The sequence below is a fragment of the Paracandidimonas lactea genome (assembly GCF_021653995.1).
GTDB lineage: Bacteria > Pseudomonadota > Gammaproteobacteria > Burkholderiales > Burkholderiaceae_B > Allopusillimonas > Allopusillimonas lactea.
Window position 1 is genome coordinate 331,583 of record NZ_JAJJOZ010000003.1, and the last position, 18,371, is coordinate 349,953.

General features: G+C 62.5%; 17 protein-coding genes. 10 read left to right on the forward strand and 7 right to left on the reverse strand.

Annotated elements, in window-relative coordinates; translation table 11 throughout:
- Positions 1-37 precede the first annotated feature (37 nt).
- Positions 38-601, reverse strand: a complete 564-nt coding sequence (locus LOL23_RS08390; protein ID WP_237173465.1) for an aminodeoxychorismate/anthranilate synthase component II — start codon at positions 599-601, stop codon at positions 38-40.
- Between the two features lie 592 nt (positions 602-1,193).
- Here LOL23_RS08390 and LOL23_RS08395 point away from each other — a divergent pair.
- Complete coding sequence (locus tag LOL23_RS08395) at positions 1,194-2,075, forward strand: MBL fold metallo-hydrolase (RefSeq protein WP_160980653.1); 882 nt, start codon at positions 1,194-1,196, stop codon at positions 2,073-2,075.
- 204 nt (positions 2,076-2,279) lie between these two features.
- Positions 2,280-3,419, forward strand: a complete 1,140-nt coding sequence (lldD, locus tag LOL23_RS08400; RefSeq protein WP_160980375.1) for an FMN-dependent L-lactate dehydrogenase LldD — start codon at positions 2,280-2,282, stop codon at positions 3,417-3,419.
- 195 nt (positions 3,420-3,614) lie between these two features.
- Here lldD and trpE read toward each other — a convergent pair whose 3' ends face one another.
- From trpE to rpe, 3 genes are all read right to left on the reverse strand, one after another.
- Positions 3,615-5,135 carry an anthranilate synthase component I gene (trpE, locus tag LOL23_RS08405; RefSeq protein ID WP_237173466.1) on the reverse strand — a complete coding sequence of 507 codons (1,521 nt, stop codon included), beginning with the start codon at positions 5,133-5,135 and terminating at the stop codon, positions 3,615-3,617.
- A 216-nt stretch (positions 5,136-5,351) separates the two neighbouring features.
- A complete protein-coding gene (locus LOL23_RS08410; protein WP_237173467.1) occupies positions 5,352-6,044 on the reverse strand; it encodes a phosphoglycolate phosphatase in 693 nt (230 codons plus the stop codon).
- 146 nt (positions 6,045-6,190) lie between these two features.
- Positions 6,191-6,892, reverse strand: coding sequence for a ribulose-phosphate 3-epimerase (rpe, locus tag LOL23_RS08415; RefSeq protein WP_369414107.1), 702 nt, complete (start codon positions 6,890-6,892; stop codon positions 6,191-6,193).
- 106 nt (positions 6,893-6,998) lie between these two features.
- On the opposite strand from rpe, the gene apaG reads away from it, so the two are divergent.
- The 4 genes from apaG (at position 6,999) to LOL23_RS08435 (ending at position 11,050) form a co-directional block, all read left to right on the forward strand.
- Positions 6,999-7,373, forward strand: a complete 375-nt coding sequence (apaG, locus tag LOL23_RS08420) for a Co2+/Mg2+ efflux facilitator ApaG/CorD (RefSeq protein ID WP_160980383.1) — start codon at positions 6,999-7,001, stop codon at positions 7,371-7,373.
- Positions 7,374-7,517: 144 nt separating this feature from the next.
- Positions 7,518-8,810 (forward strand): murein transglycosylase A, encoded by a 1,293-nt coding sequence (mltA, locus tag LOL23_RS08425; RefSeq protein WP_160980385.1) that lies wholly within the window; start codon positions 7,518-7,520, stop codon positions 8,808-8,810.
- A 36-nt stretch (positions 8,811-8,846) separates the two neighbouring features.
- Positions 8,847-10,031, forward strand: a complete 1,185-nt coding sequence (locus tag LOL23_RS08430) for an FAD-dependent monooxygenase (RefSeq protein WP_160980387.1) — start codon at positions 8,847-8,849, stop codon at positions 10,029-10,031.
- A 32-nt stretch (positions 10,032-10,063) separates the two neighbouring features.
- The gene (locus tag LOL23_RS08435; protein WP_237173468.1) at positions 10,064-11,050 is read left to right on the forward strand and encodes a DsbC family protein; all 987 of its coding nucleotides are present in this window, start codon (positions 10,064-10,066) and stop codon (positions 11,048-11,050) included.
- Between the two features lie 155 nt (positions 11,051-11,205).
- On the opposite strand, the gene mutY is transcribed toward LOL23_RS08435, so the two are convergent.
- From mutY to LOL23_RS08450, 3 genes are all read right to left on the reverse strand, one after another.
- A complete protein-coding gene (gene mutY / locus LOL23_RS08440) occupies positions 11,206-12,267 on the reverse strand; it encodes an A/G-specific adenine glycosylase (protein WP_160980657.1) in 1,062 nt (353 codons plus the stop codon).
- A gap of 166 nt (positions 12,268-12,433) precedes the next feature.
- Positions 12,434-13,342: a cell division protein FtsX gene (locus LOL23_RS08445; RefSeq protein ID WP_160980389.1), complete on the reverse strand. Its 909-nt coding sequence runs from the start codon at positions 13,340-13,342 to the stop codon at positions 12,434-12,436.
- Positions 13,339-14,007 carry a cell division ATP-binding protein FtsE gene (locus LOL23_RS08450; RefSeq protein ID WP_160980391.1) on the reverse strand — a complete coding sequence of 223 codons (669 nt, stop codon included), beginning with the start codon at positions 14,005-14,007 and terminating at the stop codon, positions 13,339-13,341. The genes LOL23_RS08445 and LOL23_RS08450 overlap by 4 nt, the downstream gene beginning before the upstream one ends.
- A gap of 186 nt (positions 14,008-14,193) precedes the next feature.
- Here LOL23_RS08450 and LOL23_RS08455 point away from each other — a divergent pair, with 186 nt between their 5' ends.
- From LOL23_RS08455 to LOL23_RS08470, 4 genes are all read left to right on the forward strand, one after another.
- On the forward strand, positions 14,194-15,210 hold the full coding sequence (locus tag LOL23_RS08455) for an amino acid ABC transporter substrate-binding protein (protein ID WP_237173469.1): 1,017 nt from the start codon (positions 14,194-14,196) through the stop codon (positions 15,208-15,210).
- A 98-nt stretch (positions 15,211-15,308) separates the two neighbouring features.
- Positions 15,309-16,490: an amino acid ABC transporter permease gene (locus LOL23_RS08460; RefSeq protein ID WP_237173470.1), complete on the forward strand. Its 1,182-nt coding sequence runs from the start codon at positions 15,309-15,311 to the stop codon at positions 16,488-16,490.
- A complete protein-coding gene (locus LOL23_RS08465) occupies positions 16,490-17,587 on the forward strand; it encodes an amino acid ABC transporter permease (protein WP_439652077.1) in 1,098 nt (365 codons plus the stop codon). The genes LOL23_RS08460 and LOL23_RS08465 overlap by 1 nt, the downstream gene beginning before the upstream one ends.
- Positions 17,588-17,614: 27 nt before the next feature.
- The gene (locus LOL23_RS08470) at positions 17,615-18,355 is read left to right on the forward strand and encodes an amino acid ABC transporter ATP-binding protein (RefSeq protein ID WP_160980399.1); all 741 of its coding nucleotides are present in this window, start codon (positions 17,615-17,617) and stop codon (positions 18,353-18,355) included.
- Positions 18,356-18,371 lie beyond the last annotated feature (16 nt).

The window sequence follows — 18,371 nt, forward strand, 5'->3', positions numbered from 1 at the left end:
AGCGTCCGTGCAGGGTGGCGCTACCGACCGAAAAATGTCAGAGTGCGAGAAAGTTCTTCAGCAGGGCGTGGCCGTGCTCGCTCAGTACGGATTCGGGGTGAAACTGCACGCCATACAACGGTAGTGTCTTGTGGCGTACGCCCATGATCTCGCCGTCGTCGGTTTCGGCGGTGACGTGCAGGCAATCGGGCAGCGATTCGCGCTCGATCGCCAGTGAGTGATAGCGGGTTACCGTGTACGGTGAAGGCAGGCCGGTGAATACATCGGTGCCTTCATGGGTGATGTCGGACACCTTGCCGTGCATGATCTGTTTGGCACGCACAATATTGCCGCCATAGGCTGCGCCGATAGCTTGATGGCCCAGGCATACGCCCAAGATGGGTTTTTTTCCCGCAAAATGCTGTATCAGCGCAATGGAAATGCCCGCCTCGGCGGGCGAGCACGGCCCAGGTGAAACACAGATGCGGTCAGGGTTCAGGGCTGCGATTTCTTCGACCGTGGTTTGGTCGTTGCGCAGAACGCGCACGGTTTCACCTAGCTCGCCAAAATATTGAACGAGGTTGTACGTGAAGGAATCATAATTGTCGAGCATCAGCAGCATGACGGCTCCCGCGCGGGCGTGGTGAGGGTAAGGGTGTGCGCATGACGACGGCCATTGCGCGCGCGCAGTGGCGCAAGCGGCACAAGGCGTGTAGCCACGGGGCAGATGTTTTTCGAGAGGGAGGGTGGTAACAAGGACAGTCTCCTGAGTCAGGGAGCCGCCGTACCGGGGAAGAGGGATTTCGAACCTGTGCCATCCAGAACGGCGGCAAGGTGCGAATGTAAGACGCAACAACGAGCCGCTTCCTAACGGAAGCGCCACCACTGAGCAAGTCGGGAAGTTGCGATGGATTTCATGCGAGCAATTCTACAACCTGAATGACGCTTTGTCGATGAAGCAGCCCGAAGGTGTTGCACAATCTTTGTATATAAGATAAACCTAATATAATGGGATTTAACTTATTACGCTGTCCGTGCGGCACGGCGTGTGCAGGCATTCGGCAGAAATTGGAACGGCAGTAGAAACATACAGGGGTATAAAGATGAACACGTATACAGAGGACTCGCCGGCAATAGGGCAGGCGGACGGCGGTGCGGCATACACTGGCCATTCGGCTGGTGGCCATATGGCCGATGACGCGGCAAATGCTGTAATGGGCGCCCGGCCTGGTATCACGGCTTTTCACGACGAAGCCACCGGTTCGCTGACTTATCTCGTGTCCGATCCGCAAACCCGGCGTGCAGCGGTCATCGACCCTGTGCTCGACTATGATCACCGCAGCGGCAAGCTCACCACGTCGAGCGCCGATCAGGTACTCGAGACTGCGCGTCGGCACGGCCTTGAAATCGTGCTATTGCTTGAAACCCATGCTCATGCCGATCACCTGAGCGCCGCGCACTACCTGCAGCGGCGCACGGGCGCCCGGCTCGCAATTGGCGCGCATATCCGCGACGTGCAGCACATATTCCGCAAAGTCTTCAACCTGGACGACGTCTCGGGCGAGGGGCGCGAGTTCGATCGCCTGCTGGCCGACGGCGACTCCCTGGAACTGGGCGAGTTGCGTATCGAGGTTATATACACCCCCGGCCATACGCCCGCCTGTGTTGCCTACCGTATTGGTGATGCCGTGTTTGTAGGCGACACGATGTTCATGCCCGATTACGGCACAGCACGTGCCGATTTCCCGGGCGGGGATGCGCGCACACTGTATCGTTCCATCCGCAAGCTGCTGGCTCTGCCGCCGCAAACGCGGCTGTTCATGTGCCACGATTACAAAGCGCCGGGGCGGGATCACTATGCTTGGGAAACCACAGTAGCCGAGCAGCGCGCCGGCAACGTTCATGTGCACGACGGGGTCAGCGAGGACGACTTCGTGGCCATGCGCACCACACGCGACAGCAGCCTAGCGGCGCCAGTGCTGCTGCTGCCTTCGATCCAGGTCAATATCCGCGCAGGCCGGCTTCCCGCCCCGGAACTCAATGGCACCCGCTACCTGAAAATCCCGCTGCGCCTGTCTGGCGATATGGACGAATGAAGGGCGAAGGCCGGATGGGGAAAAGTGGCGCCTGGGCGCGCATAGGTGGGCATATGGTGGGCGCATAGTGGGCGCGGAGGCCGGCGTGGCAGGGCTTGCCTTGGGGGAAACGCTAGGATGCAAGAATAGCTCCGGCGCGGCCGCCGCCCTATACTGTGCTGTTTCCCAAGACCACCGCCGGGCAGGCGGGATTTCCAGCTCATTATGATCATCTCCGCCTCCACCGACTACCGCGCTGCCGCGCAGAACCGTTTGCCGCCTTTTCTCTTTCACTACATAGACGGCGGCGCCTATGCCGAATACACCCTGCGGCATAACGTGGACGATCTGGCAGGCGTTGCCCTGCGCCAGCGGGTGCTGCGCAATATGGCCGATCTCAGCCTCCAAACCACGCTCTTCAACGAGACGCTCTCCATGCCGGTGGCGCTGGCGCCGATCGGTCTGGCGGGTATGTGCGCGCGCCGCGGCGAAGTACAGGCCGCGCGGGCAGCTGATAAAAAAGGCATCCCGTTCACGCTGTCCACGGTGTCCGTGTGCCCGATCGAAGAGGTTGCGCCGGCCATACAGCGCCCCATGTGGTTTCAGCTCTACGTGCTGCGCGATCGCGGCTTTATGCGTAACGCGCTGGAGCGGGCTAAGGCGGCTGGCGTCACCACGCTGGTATTCACGGTCGACATGCCAGTTCCGGGCGCGCGTTATCGCGACGCGCATTCGGGCATGAGCGGGCCTTATGCAGGCCTGCGTCGTTATATCCAGTCTGTATTGCGGCCCGCCTGGTCGTGGGATGTGGGCCTGCTTGGGCGCCCCCACGACCTGGGCAATATCTCCAAATACCGCGGCAACCCAACCGGGCTGGAGGACTATATCGGGTGGCTGGGCGCCAACTTCGACCCATCAATCTCCTGGAAAGACTTGGAGTGGATCCGAGAGTTCTGGGAGGGCCCAATGGTGATCAAGGGCATTCTGGACCCTGACGATGCGCGCGATGCGGTGCGCTTCGGCGCCGACGGCATCGTGGTGTCCAACCATGGCGGGCGCCAACTCGACGGCGTGCTGTCTTCGGCGCGGGCGCTGCCGGCTATTGCCGATGCGGTCAAGGGCGAGTTGGCCATCCTGGCCGACTCGGGTGTGCGCAATGGGCTGGACGTCGTGCGCATGATCGCGCTGGGCGCGGATACCGTACTGCTGGGCCGCGCCTTTGTTTACGCGCTGGCCACGGCTGGCGAGGCGGGTGTCGCCAATCTGCTTGATCTGATCGAAAAAGAAATGCGCGTGGCGATGACGCTCACCGGCGCGAAAACCATAAGCGAGATCACGCCGAAGCTGCTGGCCAAGCCGTTGTAATACCGCGCCCACTGTATGCACAGGGCTGCGGGCGGAACGGGCCGCCTTGGCGGGGTTGCGGCCGAGGCTGGCAGCGGTCGGCGTGTTGCTTCGCCGCTGCCCGGCGGCCGGTGGATACCGGGCATGCTCCGCGCCAACTGCGGCGGCCCCGCCGGGACATGCGGATGAACCCGTGCAGCGTCAGCGTCCGCGCGCTCAGATCGGCTCGTCCAGCCCAAACTGTACCTGCTCGGCTGCGCGCAGCACCGCGCGCGCTTTCTGCTCGGTTTCCTGCCATTCTTTTTCGGGGTCGGAATCGGCCACGATACCTGCGGCAGCCTGAACGTACAGCATTCCGTCCTTGATGATGCCGGTACGGATGGCAATGGCAAGGTCCATTTCGCCGCCGTAGCTCATGTATCCGGCCGCGCCGCCGTAGATACCCCTGCGCACGGGTTCGAGCTCGTCGATGAGCTCCATGGCGCGCACCTTGGGGGCGCCCGTGAGCGTGCCGGCTGGGAAGGTGGCGCGCAGCAGGTCGATATTGCTCATGTTCTCGTCCAGCTCGCCGGTGACGTTGGACACCAGATGCATGACGTGCGAATAGTGTTCGATGGTCATCGTGTCCGTCACCTGCACCGTGCCCGTCTTGGAGACGCGGCCGATGTCGTTGCGGGCCAGGTCGATGAGCATGACATGCTCGGCGCGTTCCTTTGGGTCGGCAAGCAAGTCTTCGGCCAGCAGGCGGTCTTCCTCGGGGGTTGCGCCGCGCTTGCGGGTGCCGGCCAGCGGGCGAATGGTGCCCAGGGTCTTGCGCTGGCCGTGTTCTTCGACGACTTCCTGGCGCACCAGAATTTCGGGCGATGAACCCACCACCTGGAAGCTGTCGAAATTCCAGTAGTACATATACGGCGACGGGTTGAGTGAGCGTAGCGCGCGGTACAGCGACAAGGGCGAATCACGGAAGGGCTTGGTGATGACCTGCCCCACCTGCACCTGCATCAGGTCTCCGGCGGCGATGTACTCTTTGGCCTTGAGTACGGCCTTGATGTAGTCGGCCTTGGCGAAATCGCGCTGCTCGGTGGTTTGCAGGCTTGCGTAGGCGTAGGGGATGACGACTGGCGTGCGCAGTTTTTCGCGCAGGGCTTTGATGCGGCGGCGCGCGCGTGCGTAGGCTTCGGGCTGGCCGGGGTCGGCGTACACCATCAGGTAAGTGCGGCCTGCCAGGTTGTCGACAATGACCAGTTCGTCGACATGCAGCAACATGATGTCGGGCGTGCCGTGTTCCTGCGAATTGGGGAAGGGCTTGGTGGCGGGGCCGAGGCGCGGTTCGATGTGCCGCACGGTGTCGTAGCCGAAGTAGCCCGCCAGGCCGCCCGCAAAGCGCGGCATGCCCGGCAGCATGGCAACCTTGAAGCGTTGCTGGTACGCCTCGATGAAGGCCAGCGGATCGCCTTTGTAGCGTTCGGCCACTTCGCCGTTGTGCAGCACTTCGGTAACGTTGCCGTTGGCGCGGATAACGGTTTTGGCGGGCAGGCAGATGAAGGAGTAGCGCCCGATCCGGTCGCCAGCCACCACGGACTCCATCAGGCAAGTATTGCGTCCGCCTTCAGGCCCGCTATGCGCAAGCTTCAGGTAGATGGCCAGCGGCGTGTCCAGGTCGGCGTAGGTTTCGGCGATGAGGGGAATGCGGTTGTAGCCTTGCGCGGCCAGGGCGTTGAACTCGATTTCTGTCATGGTTGGTCTCTGTTGGGGTATTCGACAGGCCGGACAGATCGCTACAACAAAAAAGCCCGGCCGATTGTGAAGGTTCCGGGCTTGTGCTGCGAGGTAATTTGCTGACGGCACGGTAAGGACGGACCTTGGTGCCGGGAGGGGATTACCGCTACCCAGAACGCAAACGCCACCAGCGCCAGTTGGCGCGGGGCGTGGTGCCGTAATACAGGGTAGCGTTCATGTGTTCTGGGTTTGCGGTTGGCGGTTGGCAGCCCAGCCGGCTGCGTCCGCGATAGTCGCCACTATATCATCGACATCGAGTTCGCGCACGTCGCGGCCTTCGTTGTAGCCGTAAGGCACTGCCAGAACGGCCATGCCCGCGGCCTGGGCCGCCTGGGCGTCGTTGACTGAATCGCCAATGGCCAACGCTTGCCCGGGGGCCACGCCCAGCAACTCGCAGGCATGCAGCAGCGGCATCGGATCCGGCTTCTTGCGCGCGCACGTGTCGCCGCATACCACGTGTGCAAAGTACGGCGCCAGGCCGCAGTGCGCCAGCAGCGGCAGGGTGAATTCTGTAGGCTTGTTGGTGACCACGGCCAGCTTCACGCCCATCCCTTGAAATGCCTGCAGGCCCTCCAGTACGCCAGGGTAGAGCGCCGCGCGGCGGCCGTTGATCGTGTGGTAGTGGTGGTGAAAGCTATCGAGCCCGGCCGCCAAGGCTTCCGCGGATGGGCCGATGCCCTGTGGATTGTTGGCCAGGGCGCGCTCTACCAGCACAGTTGTACCCTTGCCCACATACGTGGCGATGACGTCATCGGGCAGGCGGGACATGCCCAGGCTTTCCCGCATGGCGTTGGTGGCGTCGGCGAGGTCAGGGATGGTGTCGAGCAAGGTACCGTCAAGGTCCAGTAGTACAGCGTCGAATTGCATGGGGCGTCCGTTTGTTGGAGAGCGTTGGTGCGATCTGGTAAGGGCGTGTGGCCGAAGGCCGTGTGGTTATTGACTACGAAGGTGTAGGCTGGGCGGCGTTGCCCACGTGCACTTGCTTTAGCGGCGGGCTGCGGGCGGGCATGCGCTCAGGCGGACAGCCGTTCGGCCTTGGCGATTTCGGCGCGCATGGTGTCGATGACCGCCTTGTAGTCGGGCTGACCGAAAATGGCGGAGCCCGCCACGAAGGTATCGGCGCCCGCTGCGCGAATGGCGCCGATGTTGTCGGCCTTGACCCCGCCGTCGATCTCGAGCGCGATCTGCTGCCCGCCCGCATTCACCCAGGCGTCGATGCGCTGGCGCGCCTGACGCAGCTTATCGAGTGTGCCGGGGATGAACTTCTGCCCGCCGAAGCCTGGGTTGACCGACATCAGCAGCACGATGTCGAGTTTGTCCATGACGTAGTCCAGGTATTCGAGCGGCGTGGCGGGGTTGAACACCAGGCCGGCCTTACAGCCGTGCTCGCGGATCAGCGACAGGCTGCGATCCACATGGCGCGTGGCCTCGGGATGGAAGGTAATGATGTTGGCGCCCGCTTTGGCGAATTGCGGGATAATGGCGTCCACCGGCTCAACCATAAGGTGCACATCGATGGGGACGGTGGTGTGCGGGCGCAGCGCCTCGCATATCATGGGCCCCATGGTCAGGTTAGGCACATAGTGGTTGTCCATGACGTCGAAATGTATCCAGTCGGCGCCAGCGGCGACAACGTTGACGACTTCTTCGCCCAGCTTGGCGAAATCTGCCGCCAGCAGGCTGGGGGCGATGCGGGTGGGGCGGGAAAATGGCATAGACATGGCTTGCAGGTTGGGCAGTGGGCCGGTTCAAAGCGCCGCGACGGCGAATGTGTAATTATTGCAGTTTAGCGCTGCCCGGTGCATGGCCAGGAACCCCAGCATGAAACCCTACGATTTCTCCGTTACCGTTACACCCCAATATTTGCCAGACCAGTCCGACCCGGACGCGCAGCAATACATATTTGCCTACACGGTGCGCATCACCAATACCGGTACCCAGCCGGCACAGCTCATCAGCCGGCACTGGGTCATCACGGACGGCGAGCAAAAAACCCAAGAGGTACGCGGCCTGGGCGTCGTCGGCCAGCAGCCGCTGCTCGCCCCAGGAGAAACATTCGAATACACCAGCGGCTGTCCACTGCCCACGCCAGTTGGTACCATGCGTGGCACCTATCACTGCGTGGGCGAAGACGGCCAGCCATTCGACGTGCCCATCGCTGAGTTCGTACTGGCCATGCCGCGCACGCTGCACTGATTGCGCGGGCACCGCGCGCGGCGCCCGTATCTACCGTATCCTGTACCGAATGCGCCGCCCGTTGCCATGCTTTTGTCGCAAGTCTATCGTTTGCCTATCCGCCTCTTCGTCCGCTCGTCCGTTCGTACGATAAAAACGCATAACATGAAGAAACTTCTGCTTTCCTGTGGCCTGCTTGCGCTGCTCGCCGCCTGCGGTACCGTCCCCCCCGAACAGCCCGGTGTGGGCGCGCCCGGGCAGCCTGAAGCGCCACCGGATATCGCGGCGCAGCCGTTGGTGGTGCCATCGCTGGCTTCCATGCGCGATACGCCGCCGCGTGCGCTGGCCGGGCGATTCCAGCTCGCGTCGTGGGCGTCGCTGCCTTCATGGCGTGAAGACGGGCTGGAGCATGTATGGAAGGCGTTCATCAACAACTGCAAGGGCTTGATGCGTCCGATCTCGGGTTCGCTGGCCGCCCAGGCGCGTGCCACCCCCAGGGTCTGGCAGCCCGTATGCGCGGCTGCCAGCCAGTCGGGCATCTCGACGCAGGACGCCAATGCGGCCCAGGTGCGCCAGTTTCTCGAAGCCAATCTGCAGCCATGGCGCTTGCTCGATGCGGCGGGTAAACCGGCCCGCAACACGGTGACGGGCTATTACGAGCCCACGGTGCAAGCCTCGCGCACGCGCGAAGGCGCATACCAATGGCCGTTGTACGCCGCCCCGGATGATCTGCTCACCATCGACCTGGGCGCCGTCTACCCCGAGCTGGCGGGTAAACGTGTGCGTGGCAAGCTGCAGGGGCGGCGTGTGGTGCCTTACGACACACGTGCCGAGATCGCCGCTTCGCCAGACCGCCAGCCGCCCGTCATTGTGTGGGTCAACGACCCGGTCGAGGCTTTCTTCCTGCAAATCCAGGGGTCTGGCCGCGCGGTGCTTCCCAATGGCAATACCCTGCGCCTGGCATATGCCGATCACAACGGCCGGCCGTATATGTCTATTGCGCGCTGGCTGGCCGACCGCGGAGAGATGCCGCTGGCACAGGCGTCGATGCAGAACATCAAAGCGTGGGCGCGCAAGAATCCGGCACGGGTGCAGGAGATGCTGAACGCGAACCCAGCCATGGTGTTCTTTCGCGACGAAACTATTACCGATCCCGAGTTGGGGCCCAAGGGTGCTTATGGCATCCCGCTGATTGGTGGGCGTTCCGTGGCGGTGGACACCAGCTTCGTACCGCTGGGCGCGCCGGTGTTTCTGTCCACGACGCACCCGGGCTCGGGGGCGCCTTTGCGCAGGCTGATGCTGGCGCAGGACACGGGGGCGGCCATCAAGGGTGCGGGCCGCACAGACTTTTACTGGGGATCGGGCGACCAGGCCGGCGAGCAGGCGGGCCGTATGAAGCAGCAGGGCGATACATGGGTACTGTGGCCCAAGGGCGCGGGTGCGCCCTCGGCTCGTTGAGACTGCGGCGCACTCATTATGGCAATACACGGCAAGATGCATAAAGAAGCAATCCTGGTTTGTGGCGGCGGTATCGCCGGCCTGGCGGCAGCCCTGGGCTTGGCCCGCGCAGGCTATCCCGTCACCTTGCTTGGCCCGCGCAACGCCCCGCAGGCCTATGTAAACGATCACTATTGCCCGCGGGTCTACGCGATGTCCGGGGCCAGCAAGTCGTTTCTGTCGCAGCTGGGTGTATGGGATCTCATGGACATGCGTCGGGTGACGCCGGTGCAGGGTATGGAGGTGCATGGTGACGCCCAGGGCGTTGTCAACCTGCATGCCTGGCAGGCGGCGCAGGACGCGCTAGCCTGGATTGTCGAATCCAGCGAAATGGAAAAGGTGTTGCGGCAGGCGGTGCAGGTGTACGGCTTGCCCTGGATAAATGAAAAGTTTGCCTCGCTGCATGCCGGTACGGTGTGTACGGATGCGGGTCGCGAGATTACGCCCGCACTTTTAATTGGGGCTGATGGCGCGCGCTCACCGGTGCGCCAGGCTGCCGGCATCGCGCATCATTCGCGCCCTTATGGCGATACCGGCATCGTGGTGCACCTTGATGCAGAATTGCCGCACCAGAATGTTGCCGTGCAATGGTTTACCGGCGACAGTGTGCTGGCCTTGCTGCCCATGCCCGATACAGCCCAGGGGCCGCAGGTTTCCATGGTGTGGTCGCTGCCAGCGGCCACCGCCGACGAATGGATGGCTCTGCCCGACGAGGCGCGGTGCGTGCATATCGAGTCGCACTTGGCGGCAGCCACGGGCGGGCGTCTGGGCGCGCTTCGGGTGCGCAGCACACCTTTTGCCTTCCCGCTGTTCATCGAGCATAGCGACATGGTGGCGCCGGGTGTGGCGCTCGTCAGCGACGCGGGGCACAGAGTGCATCCGCTCGCGGGGCAGGGCCTGAATCTTGGGCTGGGCGATGTAGAGGCGCTGGTGAACGTGCTGGCCGAGAAAGAACACTTCCGCCGTGCGGGTGACCTGCGGCTGTTGCACCGATATCGCCGCGCACGCGCCGAGCCCGTGCTGGCGATGCGGCTGGCCACCGATGGCTTGCACCGCCTGTTTGCCGCGCCAGGTGTGCCCATGGCTTGGGCCCGCAACGCGGGTATGCTGGCAGCGGATCGCTTGCCTTTCGTCAAGCGGCTGCTGATCGCTGCCGCGGCTGGCGAGCAGCATGGCGTATGATCAATGATCGAGGATGTATGAAAGGAGTACCTATGCGTATGCATGCGGCGGCCTTGCTTGTGGCCGCTACTTTCGGTTTATCGTTCTGGGGCGTGCCAGCGGCTGCGCAGCAGGCGGATCAGCAGCCTGTCCAGGCCGGGGCTGCGGAGGGCAACGGCGCTGCCACGGCGGCTCAGGCGCAGTCCGACAAAACTGCGTCCTCACATGCCGACGCCCTCAAGGGTGCTGTGGACGCCGCACAGCCGGGCGCCGCGAAGCCGGAGCAAGCTGGCGATGCGCGGGCCGCACCCGCCCAATCCGCACAGTCAGGTCAGGCTGTGCCCTCGGGCATCTCTGTACCCGAGCGCGCCGCGCCGGCACAGGCAGACAGCCAGGTGGCGTTGGACGGCGTCAAGAAAGCATTCGAGAAGCGTTTTCCAGAAGTGGACGTGGGCGGTGTCGCCGGGACGCCGTTCGCTGGCCTGTATGAAATCCGGCTGGGTAATGATCTGGTCTACGTCGACCGTGATGTCAACTACATTATGCAGGGCACACTTATCGACGCCCAGCGTCGCCTCGACCTGACGGCCGAACGGCTTGAGGCGCTGTCCAAGGTGCCTTTCGCGTCGCTGCCTTTTGAGCTTGCAGTCAAAATTGTGAAGGGCGACGGATCGCGCAAGATGGCGATTTTCGAGGACCCGAACTGCCCCTACTGCAAGCGCCTGCACGAGACGCTGAAGGGCGTGGACAACATTACGATCTATTCTTTCATGTTCCCGATTCTGTCGCCGGATTCGACGGAGAAGGTGCGCAATGTATGGTGCGCGAAGGATAAGGCCGGTACGTGGATGGCGTGGATGGTGGATGGCAAGGTGCCGGCCAAGGCTGAGTGCGATGCACCTATCGAGCAGATGCTGGCGCTGGGGCGCAAGCTGATGGTGCAGGGCACGCCAGCGATTTTCTTCAGTGACGGTTCGCGGATTAATGGTGCCGTGCCACTAGAGACGCTCACCAAGAAGCTGGATGCGCAGAAGGGTTGAACTGCGGTTTATGTTGTAGACGCGGGGCTGGCTAGCCCCGCGCAGCATTCCGTGTGACGGGAGCCCCTATGGGGCGAGCGATCGAAGCAACCAGCTTGCCTCACCACGGCCTTCGGCTAAAAAACCCAAACTACCGTCAAGCCATGCCTTGACGGTCAGATTAATGACTGTGGCGGAAACAGGCCATCGAGCAGTTTGCGCACCGGCGCGGGCAAGGCGACCTCGGGGAGCTGGGCAATCGGGATCCACGATTGGCGGATACCGGGTGACATCACCATCAACGGCGCATCGCTGTGCAGATACCAGGGCTCGATATGCAGCCGGAAGTGTGTGAACACGTGCGTAAACGCCGCCATGCGGCAAGGCTGATCGTGCTCGAAGCCGAGCAGCGCGCAGTCTGCCTGCAGGGCCGGAGCGTCGTCATAGCGCGGCAGGCTCCATAGGCCGCCCCAGATGCCAGGCGAGCGCTGCTGCTCCAGCAGGATGCGGCCCTGGTGGTTCAGCACCAGCATCGCACAGGTGCGCTCGGGCACGGCCTTTCTCTCGCGCGGCGTGGGGAGCTCGTGCTGCCGGTTGTGCAGGCGAGCGTGGCAGCCCACCTGCAGTGGACAGGCATCGCAGCAGGGCCGCGAGCGCGTGCAGCGCTGTGCGCCCAGGTCCATCAAGCCTTGCGTGTAGGCAGTCATGTCCAGCGTGGCGGGAGCCGCCGCGACCATTTCCTCGGCCAGCGCCCACAGGCGGTTTTCTACCGCGCGTTCATTGGTTTGACCCTCGACGCCGAAACACCGTGCGAACACGCGCCTTACGTTGCCGTCCATGATGGGGCTGCGTTCGCCGTAGGCGAATGCAGCAATGGCGGCGGCGGTGGAGCGGCCTATACCTGGCAGTGTGGCGATTTGCGCAGCCGTGGGCGGAAACTTGCCGCCCCATTCGGCGCAGACGACCTGCGCGCAGCGGTGCAGATTGCGGGCGCGGGCATAGTAGCCCAAGCCCGCCCAGTATGGCATCACATCTTCCTGGGCGGCGGCCGCCAGCGACTGCACATCTGGAAAACGCTGCAGAAAGCGCTCGTAGTAGCCGATGACGGTCGCCACCTGTGTCTGCTGCAGCATGATCTCGGACAGCCAGATGCGGTATGGGTCGCGCGTATGCTGCCAGGGCAGGCTGTTGCGCCCGTGCGCCTTTTGCCACGCCGTGACCGCATGTGCGAACCGCATTGGCGCGCCGTCGAAAACAGGGGCGGTGGTGCGGCTGTTGTCAGCGCCTGTCGCCTGGGCGGGCGTGCTATCCATCACATCCATAAACAGAGGCAAAGAAAAAGGTGTGCCGGGCACTTGCCCGGCGTACGACCGGAAGAGCATATCCATTGCATCCAGTGCGCAATCAGAAGCGAGTGGTGCGATTGACTGACCAGCGCGCCGACAGCGCGCCCAGGATGGCCACCAGAATCGTGGCCAGCAATAGGCTGGCGGGATCGGGTAGGCGCACCGCGAACTCGGCGCCATAGCTGCTGGCCAACCGGGCCAGCGCCGTGTTCAGCGGCGCCAGCGCCAACGCAGCCAGCCCAATGGCAATAAGGCTCGCGATTATGCCACTGATGGCGCCCAGGTAGAGAAAAGGCCGGCGCACGAAGGATTCGGTTGCGCCCACCAGGCGCGCCACGCCGATCTCTTCGCGTTGGGTAAGCGCCTGCAGGCGCACGGTATTGAACACGGTGGCCAGCACCATGAGGGCGACAGCCCCGGCCAGCAAAGCCAGCCCGATGCGGGCAAAGCCCAGCAGCGCCTCTAGACGGCGCACCCAGTCGCTGTCCAGTTGCACCGCATCGACGTTGTCCAACTTGCGCCATTGCTGGGCGAGCTCGGCCGCCACCCCTGACGAGTCAGCGGTGTCGGCCAGCGTGACGACGACCGCGTCCGGCAAAGGGTTGCCGGGCAGCACCGCCAGGGCATCCCGCCATGCGGGGTTGTCCTTGAGCCTGCCCAACGCCTGCGCGCGCGTGACTACGCGGGCACTGCCCACCACGCTGGCATGATCGGTGCGCAATTGGGCGGCAAGCTTATCAGCCTGGCTGGCGGGTGCCTGTGGATCCAGGAACAGCGTGATCTCGGGATTGACCGGGATGGCGCGCGCCAGCGGCTCGACGGAAATGAGCACTGACGCCGCCAGGATAGGGATGGCCAGCGCCAAGCTGATGACCATGATATTGGACAACGATGAGAACGGCTGCGCCAGAAGCCGGCGCAGTGCCACCCGGATCGCGTATCGATGCTGCCTTACCCAGCGCTTCATGCGACCCCCTTGATGTCCGAGAATCGCCCCGCATCGATATGCAGCGTGCGCGAAGCGTAGTTGGTCATGAGCTCGGTGTCGTGCGAAGCGATCAGCGTGGTGACGCCCACGCGGTTGAAATCGCGGAATACTTCCATGATGCGTCGGCCTGTTTCATGGTCGAGATTGGCTGTGGGCTCGTCGGCAATCAGGATGGCGGGACGATTGACAATGGCACGAGCGATGGCCAGGCGCTGCTGCTCGCCGCCGGACAGCTCGACCGGGGTGAGGTCTTCTTTGCCTGCCAGGCCGACTTTTTCCATGGCTGCCCGTACACGGGTGACTGCCTGGCCGGCGCCCAGCCCGATGACATCGAGCGGCAGCATGACGTTGTCGAGCGCGCTGCGATCATACAGCAGGTGGGTATCCTGCAGGATCACACCCACCGCGCGACGCAGGTAGGGCCGCGCCCGCTGCGGCATGCGATCGATGCGGTTGCCGTTGACGTGCACCGAACCGCGGCTGGGCGGCTCCAGGCCACTGATCAATTTGAGCAGCGTGGATTTGCCCGCACCCGATGGGCCCGATACGAACACGAACTCGCCGGGCTCGATGCGGAAGTTGAGATCGGCCAGGATATTGCGCCCGCGTCCGTATGATTTGAAAACGTGCTGGAATTCGATCATGGTTCGAAAAAGATTAAGCCGTAATCATAAACGGCCCGCAAGGGATATCCCTCATGTTTTTGGCCTTGGGCTGCGGCTACGATGAAAATTGTTACGACAGGGGCTCCGGCGACGGCACTATACGCCCATCGCTGGCGCACAAAGTTCGATTCCGGACATCATACTTAGTCAGCACAGGAACTCCATATGAAACTAATAAAAGTTGCAGCATTGGGCGCATCCTTGTTATTTCTGGCGGGTGCCGCGCATGCGGGTGAAACATTTGATGCGGTCAAGAAGAAAGGTTTTGTGCAGTGTGGTGTGCACACGGGCCTGCCAGGGTTTTCCATTGCCGACAGCAAGGGGCAATGGACAGGCATCGACGTGGATGTGTGCCGGGGTATCGCCGCCATGGTGTTCGGCGACGCCACCAAGCACAAAATGACACCGGTTACCACGCAGCAGCGCTTTACCGCCCTGCAGTCTGGCGAGATCGATGTGCTGACGCGCAACACCACGGCCACCATGACGCGTGGTACGACGCTGGGCCTGATGAGCACCAACATCAATTACTACGACAGCCAAGGCGTGATGGTGCCCAAGTCGCTGGGCGTCAAGAGTGCCAAAGAACTGGGCGGCGCGGCCATCTGCGTGCAGCCAGGCACGACGACGGAGTTGAACCTTGCCGACTGGTTCCGTACCAACAAGCTCGAGTTCAAGCCAGTGGTGATCAACAGCCCTGACGAAGCCATGCGTTCATACGCCGCAGGCCGTTGCGACGCCTACACCACCGACAAATCCGGCTTGGCAACCATCCGCACCACGCTCGCCAACCCCGACGATCACGTCATTCTGCCCGAAGACTTCTCCAAAGAACCGCTGGGCCCGATGGTGCGCCAGGGCGACGACCCGTGGTTCATGGTGGTGCGCTGGGTGCTCAACACTATGCTCGAGGCTGAAGAGTACGGCATCACCTCCAAGAACGTCGATGAAATGCTCAAGAGTCCCAACCCCAACGTGCAACGCATCCTGGGCGTGACAGGCGAGATGGGCAAAGGCTTGGGCCTGGACAAGAAATGGGGCTATAACCTCATCAAACAGGTGGGCAACTACGGTGAATCGTTCGCCCGCAACCTTGGCCCCAACTCGCCCATGAAGCTAGAACGCGGTCTGAACGCTCAGTGGCGTGATGGCGGGCTGATGTACGGTTGGCCGGTACGCTGACCTCAATACGTGCCTGCAGTGCGCCCGTCGCCGGCTCCCCGCCCGGCGCGGGGGCCTGCGCGGGCGCGTGACGCTTATCCGGCCAGTTGGTGGTATCTATGGCAAACAGACTTCCCCAGGCGCGTCCCAAGCGGCAGCTTTCCTGGAACGACCCTGGCGTACGCGCTTTTATATACCAAGTGCTGGTTCTCGGCATTGTGGGTTTCATCGTCTGGTATCTGGTTTCCAACACGCTGCACAATCTACAGATACGCAACATCTCGACCGGCTTCGCTTTCCTTGACCGCGAAGCCGGCTTTGCGATTGGCGAAAGCGTGATTGAGTATTCGCCGGCCGACACCTATGGGCGAGCAATCTGGGTGGGTATTCTCAACACCCTGCGGGTATCGATCATCGGCATCGTCGCCGCCACGCTTTTCGGCACGCTGCTGGGCATTGCCAGGCTGTCCAAAAACTGGCTTATCTCCAGTGTCGCCACCGTCTATATCGAGGTGATGCGCAACATACCCCTGCTGCTGCAGTTGTTCTTCTGGTATGCCGTCATCACCGAAATCATGCCCAGCCCCAGGCAGGCGCTGCATCCCCTGCCGGGTGTATTCATTTCCAACCGCGGGCTAAAGCTGCCGACACTGGCCGGAGATGGGGTCGACTGGATACTGGGCGGGCTGTTGCTGGCTATCGTGGCGATTGTGCTGTTGGCCCATTGGGGCAAAAAACGTCAGGAAGCCACCGGAAAGATTTTTCCGCTCGGCCGGACAGGCGCGGCAATGATTGTGCTGTTTCCTGTGGCGGGCTGGCTGCTGGGCGGTGCGCCCATCGAACTGAACATGCCCCAACTCACGGGGTTCAACTTCAGCGGCGGGCTGTCGTTGTCGCCCGAATTCGCCGCCTTGCTGGCCGGGCTGGTCATTTATACGTCTGCCTTCGTGGCCGAGGTGGTGCGTTCGGGTATCCAGGCGGTCAACAAAGGCCAATGGGAGGCTGCCGACGCGCTCGGGCTGCGGCCTGCCCGTGTACTGCGGTTGGTCATTCTGCCTCAGGCACTGCGGGTGATCGTGCCGCCCATGACCAGTCAGTATCTCAACCTCACCAAGAACAGCTCTCTGGCGGTGGCCATCGGCTACCCTGATGTGGTGTCCGTGGTCAACACGACGCTCAACCAGACGGGCCAGGCAATCGAGGGCATCCTGATCATCATGGCCGCCTACCTCACGGTAAGTCTGTCGATCTCTGTATTCATGAACTGGTATAACAAGCGCATCGCGCTGGTGGAGCGATGATGGCCGATCCGCTTACCGCTGTTGCGCCGGACGGCCCGCCGCCGAGCCGCGAAACGCTGCTGGGCAAACTGCGCAGCGGCCTGTTCTCGTCGCCGCTCAGTGCCGTGCTCACCATTCTGATCGTATGGCTGCTGGCGATGGGCATACCCGCGCTCATCGACTGGCTGTTCATCAAACCCGATTTCGGTGCCACAACGTCGCAAGCATGCCGTGCCGCTGGCGGCGCCTGCTGGGCCTTCATTGCCGAAAAGCACCGCCTCATTCTTTTCGGCGTCTACCCTTACGACGAGCAATGGCGGCCGCTCGTGGCCAGTATTATTCTGGTGGCGATCGTGGCCTGCAGCTGCATGCGGCGCTTTTGGCGCCCTTGGCTCGCTGCGTTGTGGCTGTTGGCGCTGGCAGCGGTGGCCGTTCTGATGTGGGGCGGGGTGTTCGGCCTGCGCTACGTTGAGAACGAACGATGGGGCGGGTTGCCGCTCACACTCATTCTGTCCACATTCGGCATCGGCTTTGCTTTTCCCTTCGGGCTGCTGCTGGCGCTCGGGCGGCGTTCCGACATGCCGGCAGTCAAGGCCATCTGCGTGGTGTATATCGAGCTGATTCGAGGCGTGCCGTTGATCAGCCTGCTGTTCATGTCATCGGTGATGCTGCCCTTGTTTCTGCCCGAGGGCTTCAGCATCGACAAACTGCTTCGCGCGCAGATCGCAATCATCCTGTTCGCGGCTGCATATATTGCGGAAACCGTGCGCGGCGGGCTGCAGTCCATCCCCAAAGGGCAGTACGAAGGCGCCGACTCGTTGGGCCTGAGCTACTGGCAACAGATGCGCAAGATCATATTGCCGCAGGCGCTCAAGGTGGTGATTCCGCCGCTGGTGGGTATTTTCATTTCACTGTTCAAGGACACGTCGCTGGTTGTCATTATCGGGATTTTCGACCTGACGCTTGCGGCCAAGACGGCGGTGTCCGATGCGGCCTGGCGCGGCTACAGCACCGAAGCCTACTTGTTCATCGGTGTCATCTACTTTGTTTTCTGCTATTCCATTTCTCGCTACAGCCGGCATCTCGAACGCCAGCTGAAGACGGGGTATGAGCGTTGACCGCCAGTCATGGCAAGGAGTACTCGCATGGCCGATGCCATTATCCGCATGCAGCATGTCAATAAGTGGTACGGGCAATTCCATGTGCTGCGCGACATCAATCTTGATGTGGCGCGCGGAGAGCGCATCGTGATCTGTGGGCCGTCGGGGTCGGGCAAATCCACCCTGATTCGCTGCATCAACCGGCTCGAAGAGCACCAGCAGGGCGAGATCTTTGTCGATGGCACTGAGCTTACCAACAATCTCAAGCAGATCGAAGCCATCCGTCGCGACGTGGGGATGGTGTTCCAGCACTTCAACCTGTTTCCGCACCTCACCGTGCTTGAAAACCTCACCTTGGGCCCGATGTGGGTGCTCAAGTTGCCCAAGGCGCAGGCCGAGGCCGCGGCTATGAAGTATCTGGAGCGGGTCCGTATTCCAGACCAGGCCGCCAAGTATCCGGGCCAGTTGTCCGGCGGACAGCAGCAACGCGTAGCCATTGCACGTTCGCTGTGCATGAGCCCCAAGATCATGTTGTTCGACGAGCCAACCTCCGCGCTCGATCCCGAGATGGTAAAGGAGGTGCTGGACGTGATGGTGGGCCTGGCCGAGGAAAGCGGCATGACTATGCTGTGCGTCACGCACGAAATGGGGTTTGCGCGCAAAGTGGCCGACCGAGTCATTTTCATGGACCAGGGCGAAATCATTGAGCAGAACACGCCCGACGAATTCTTCGACCACCCGCAAAACGAGCGTACTCGCTTGTTCCTCAGCCAGATTCTGCACTGAGTGACTGTATGGCGAT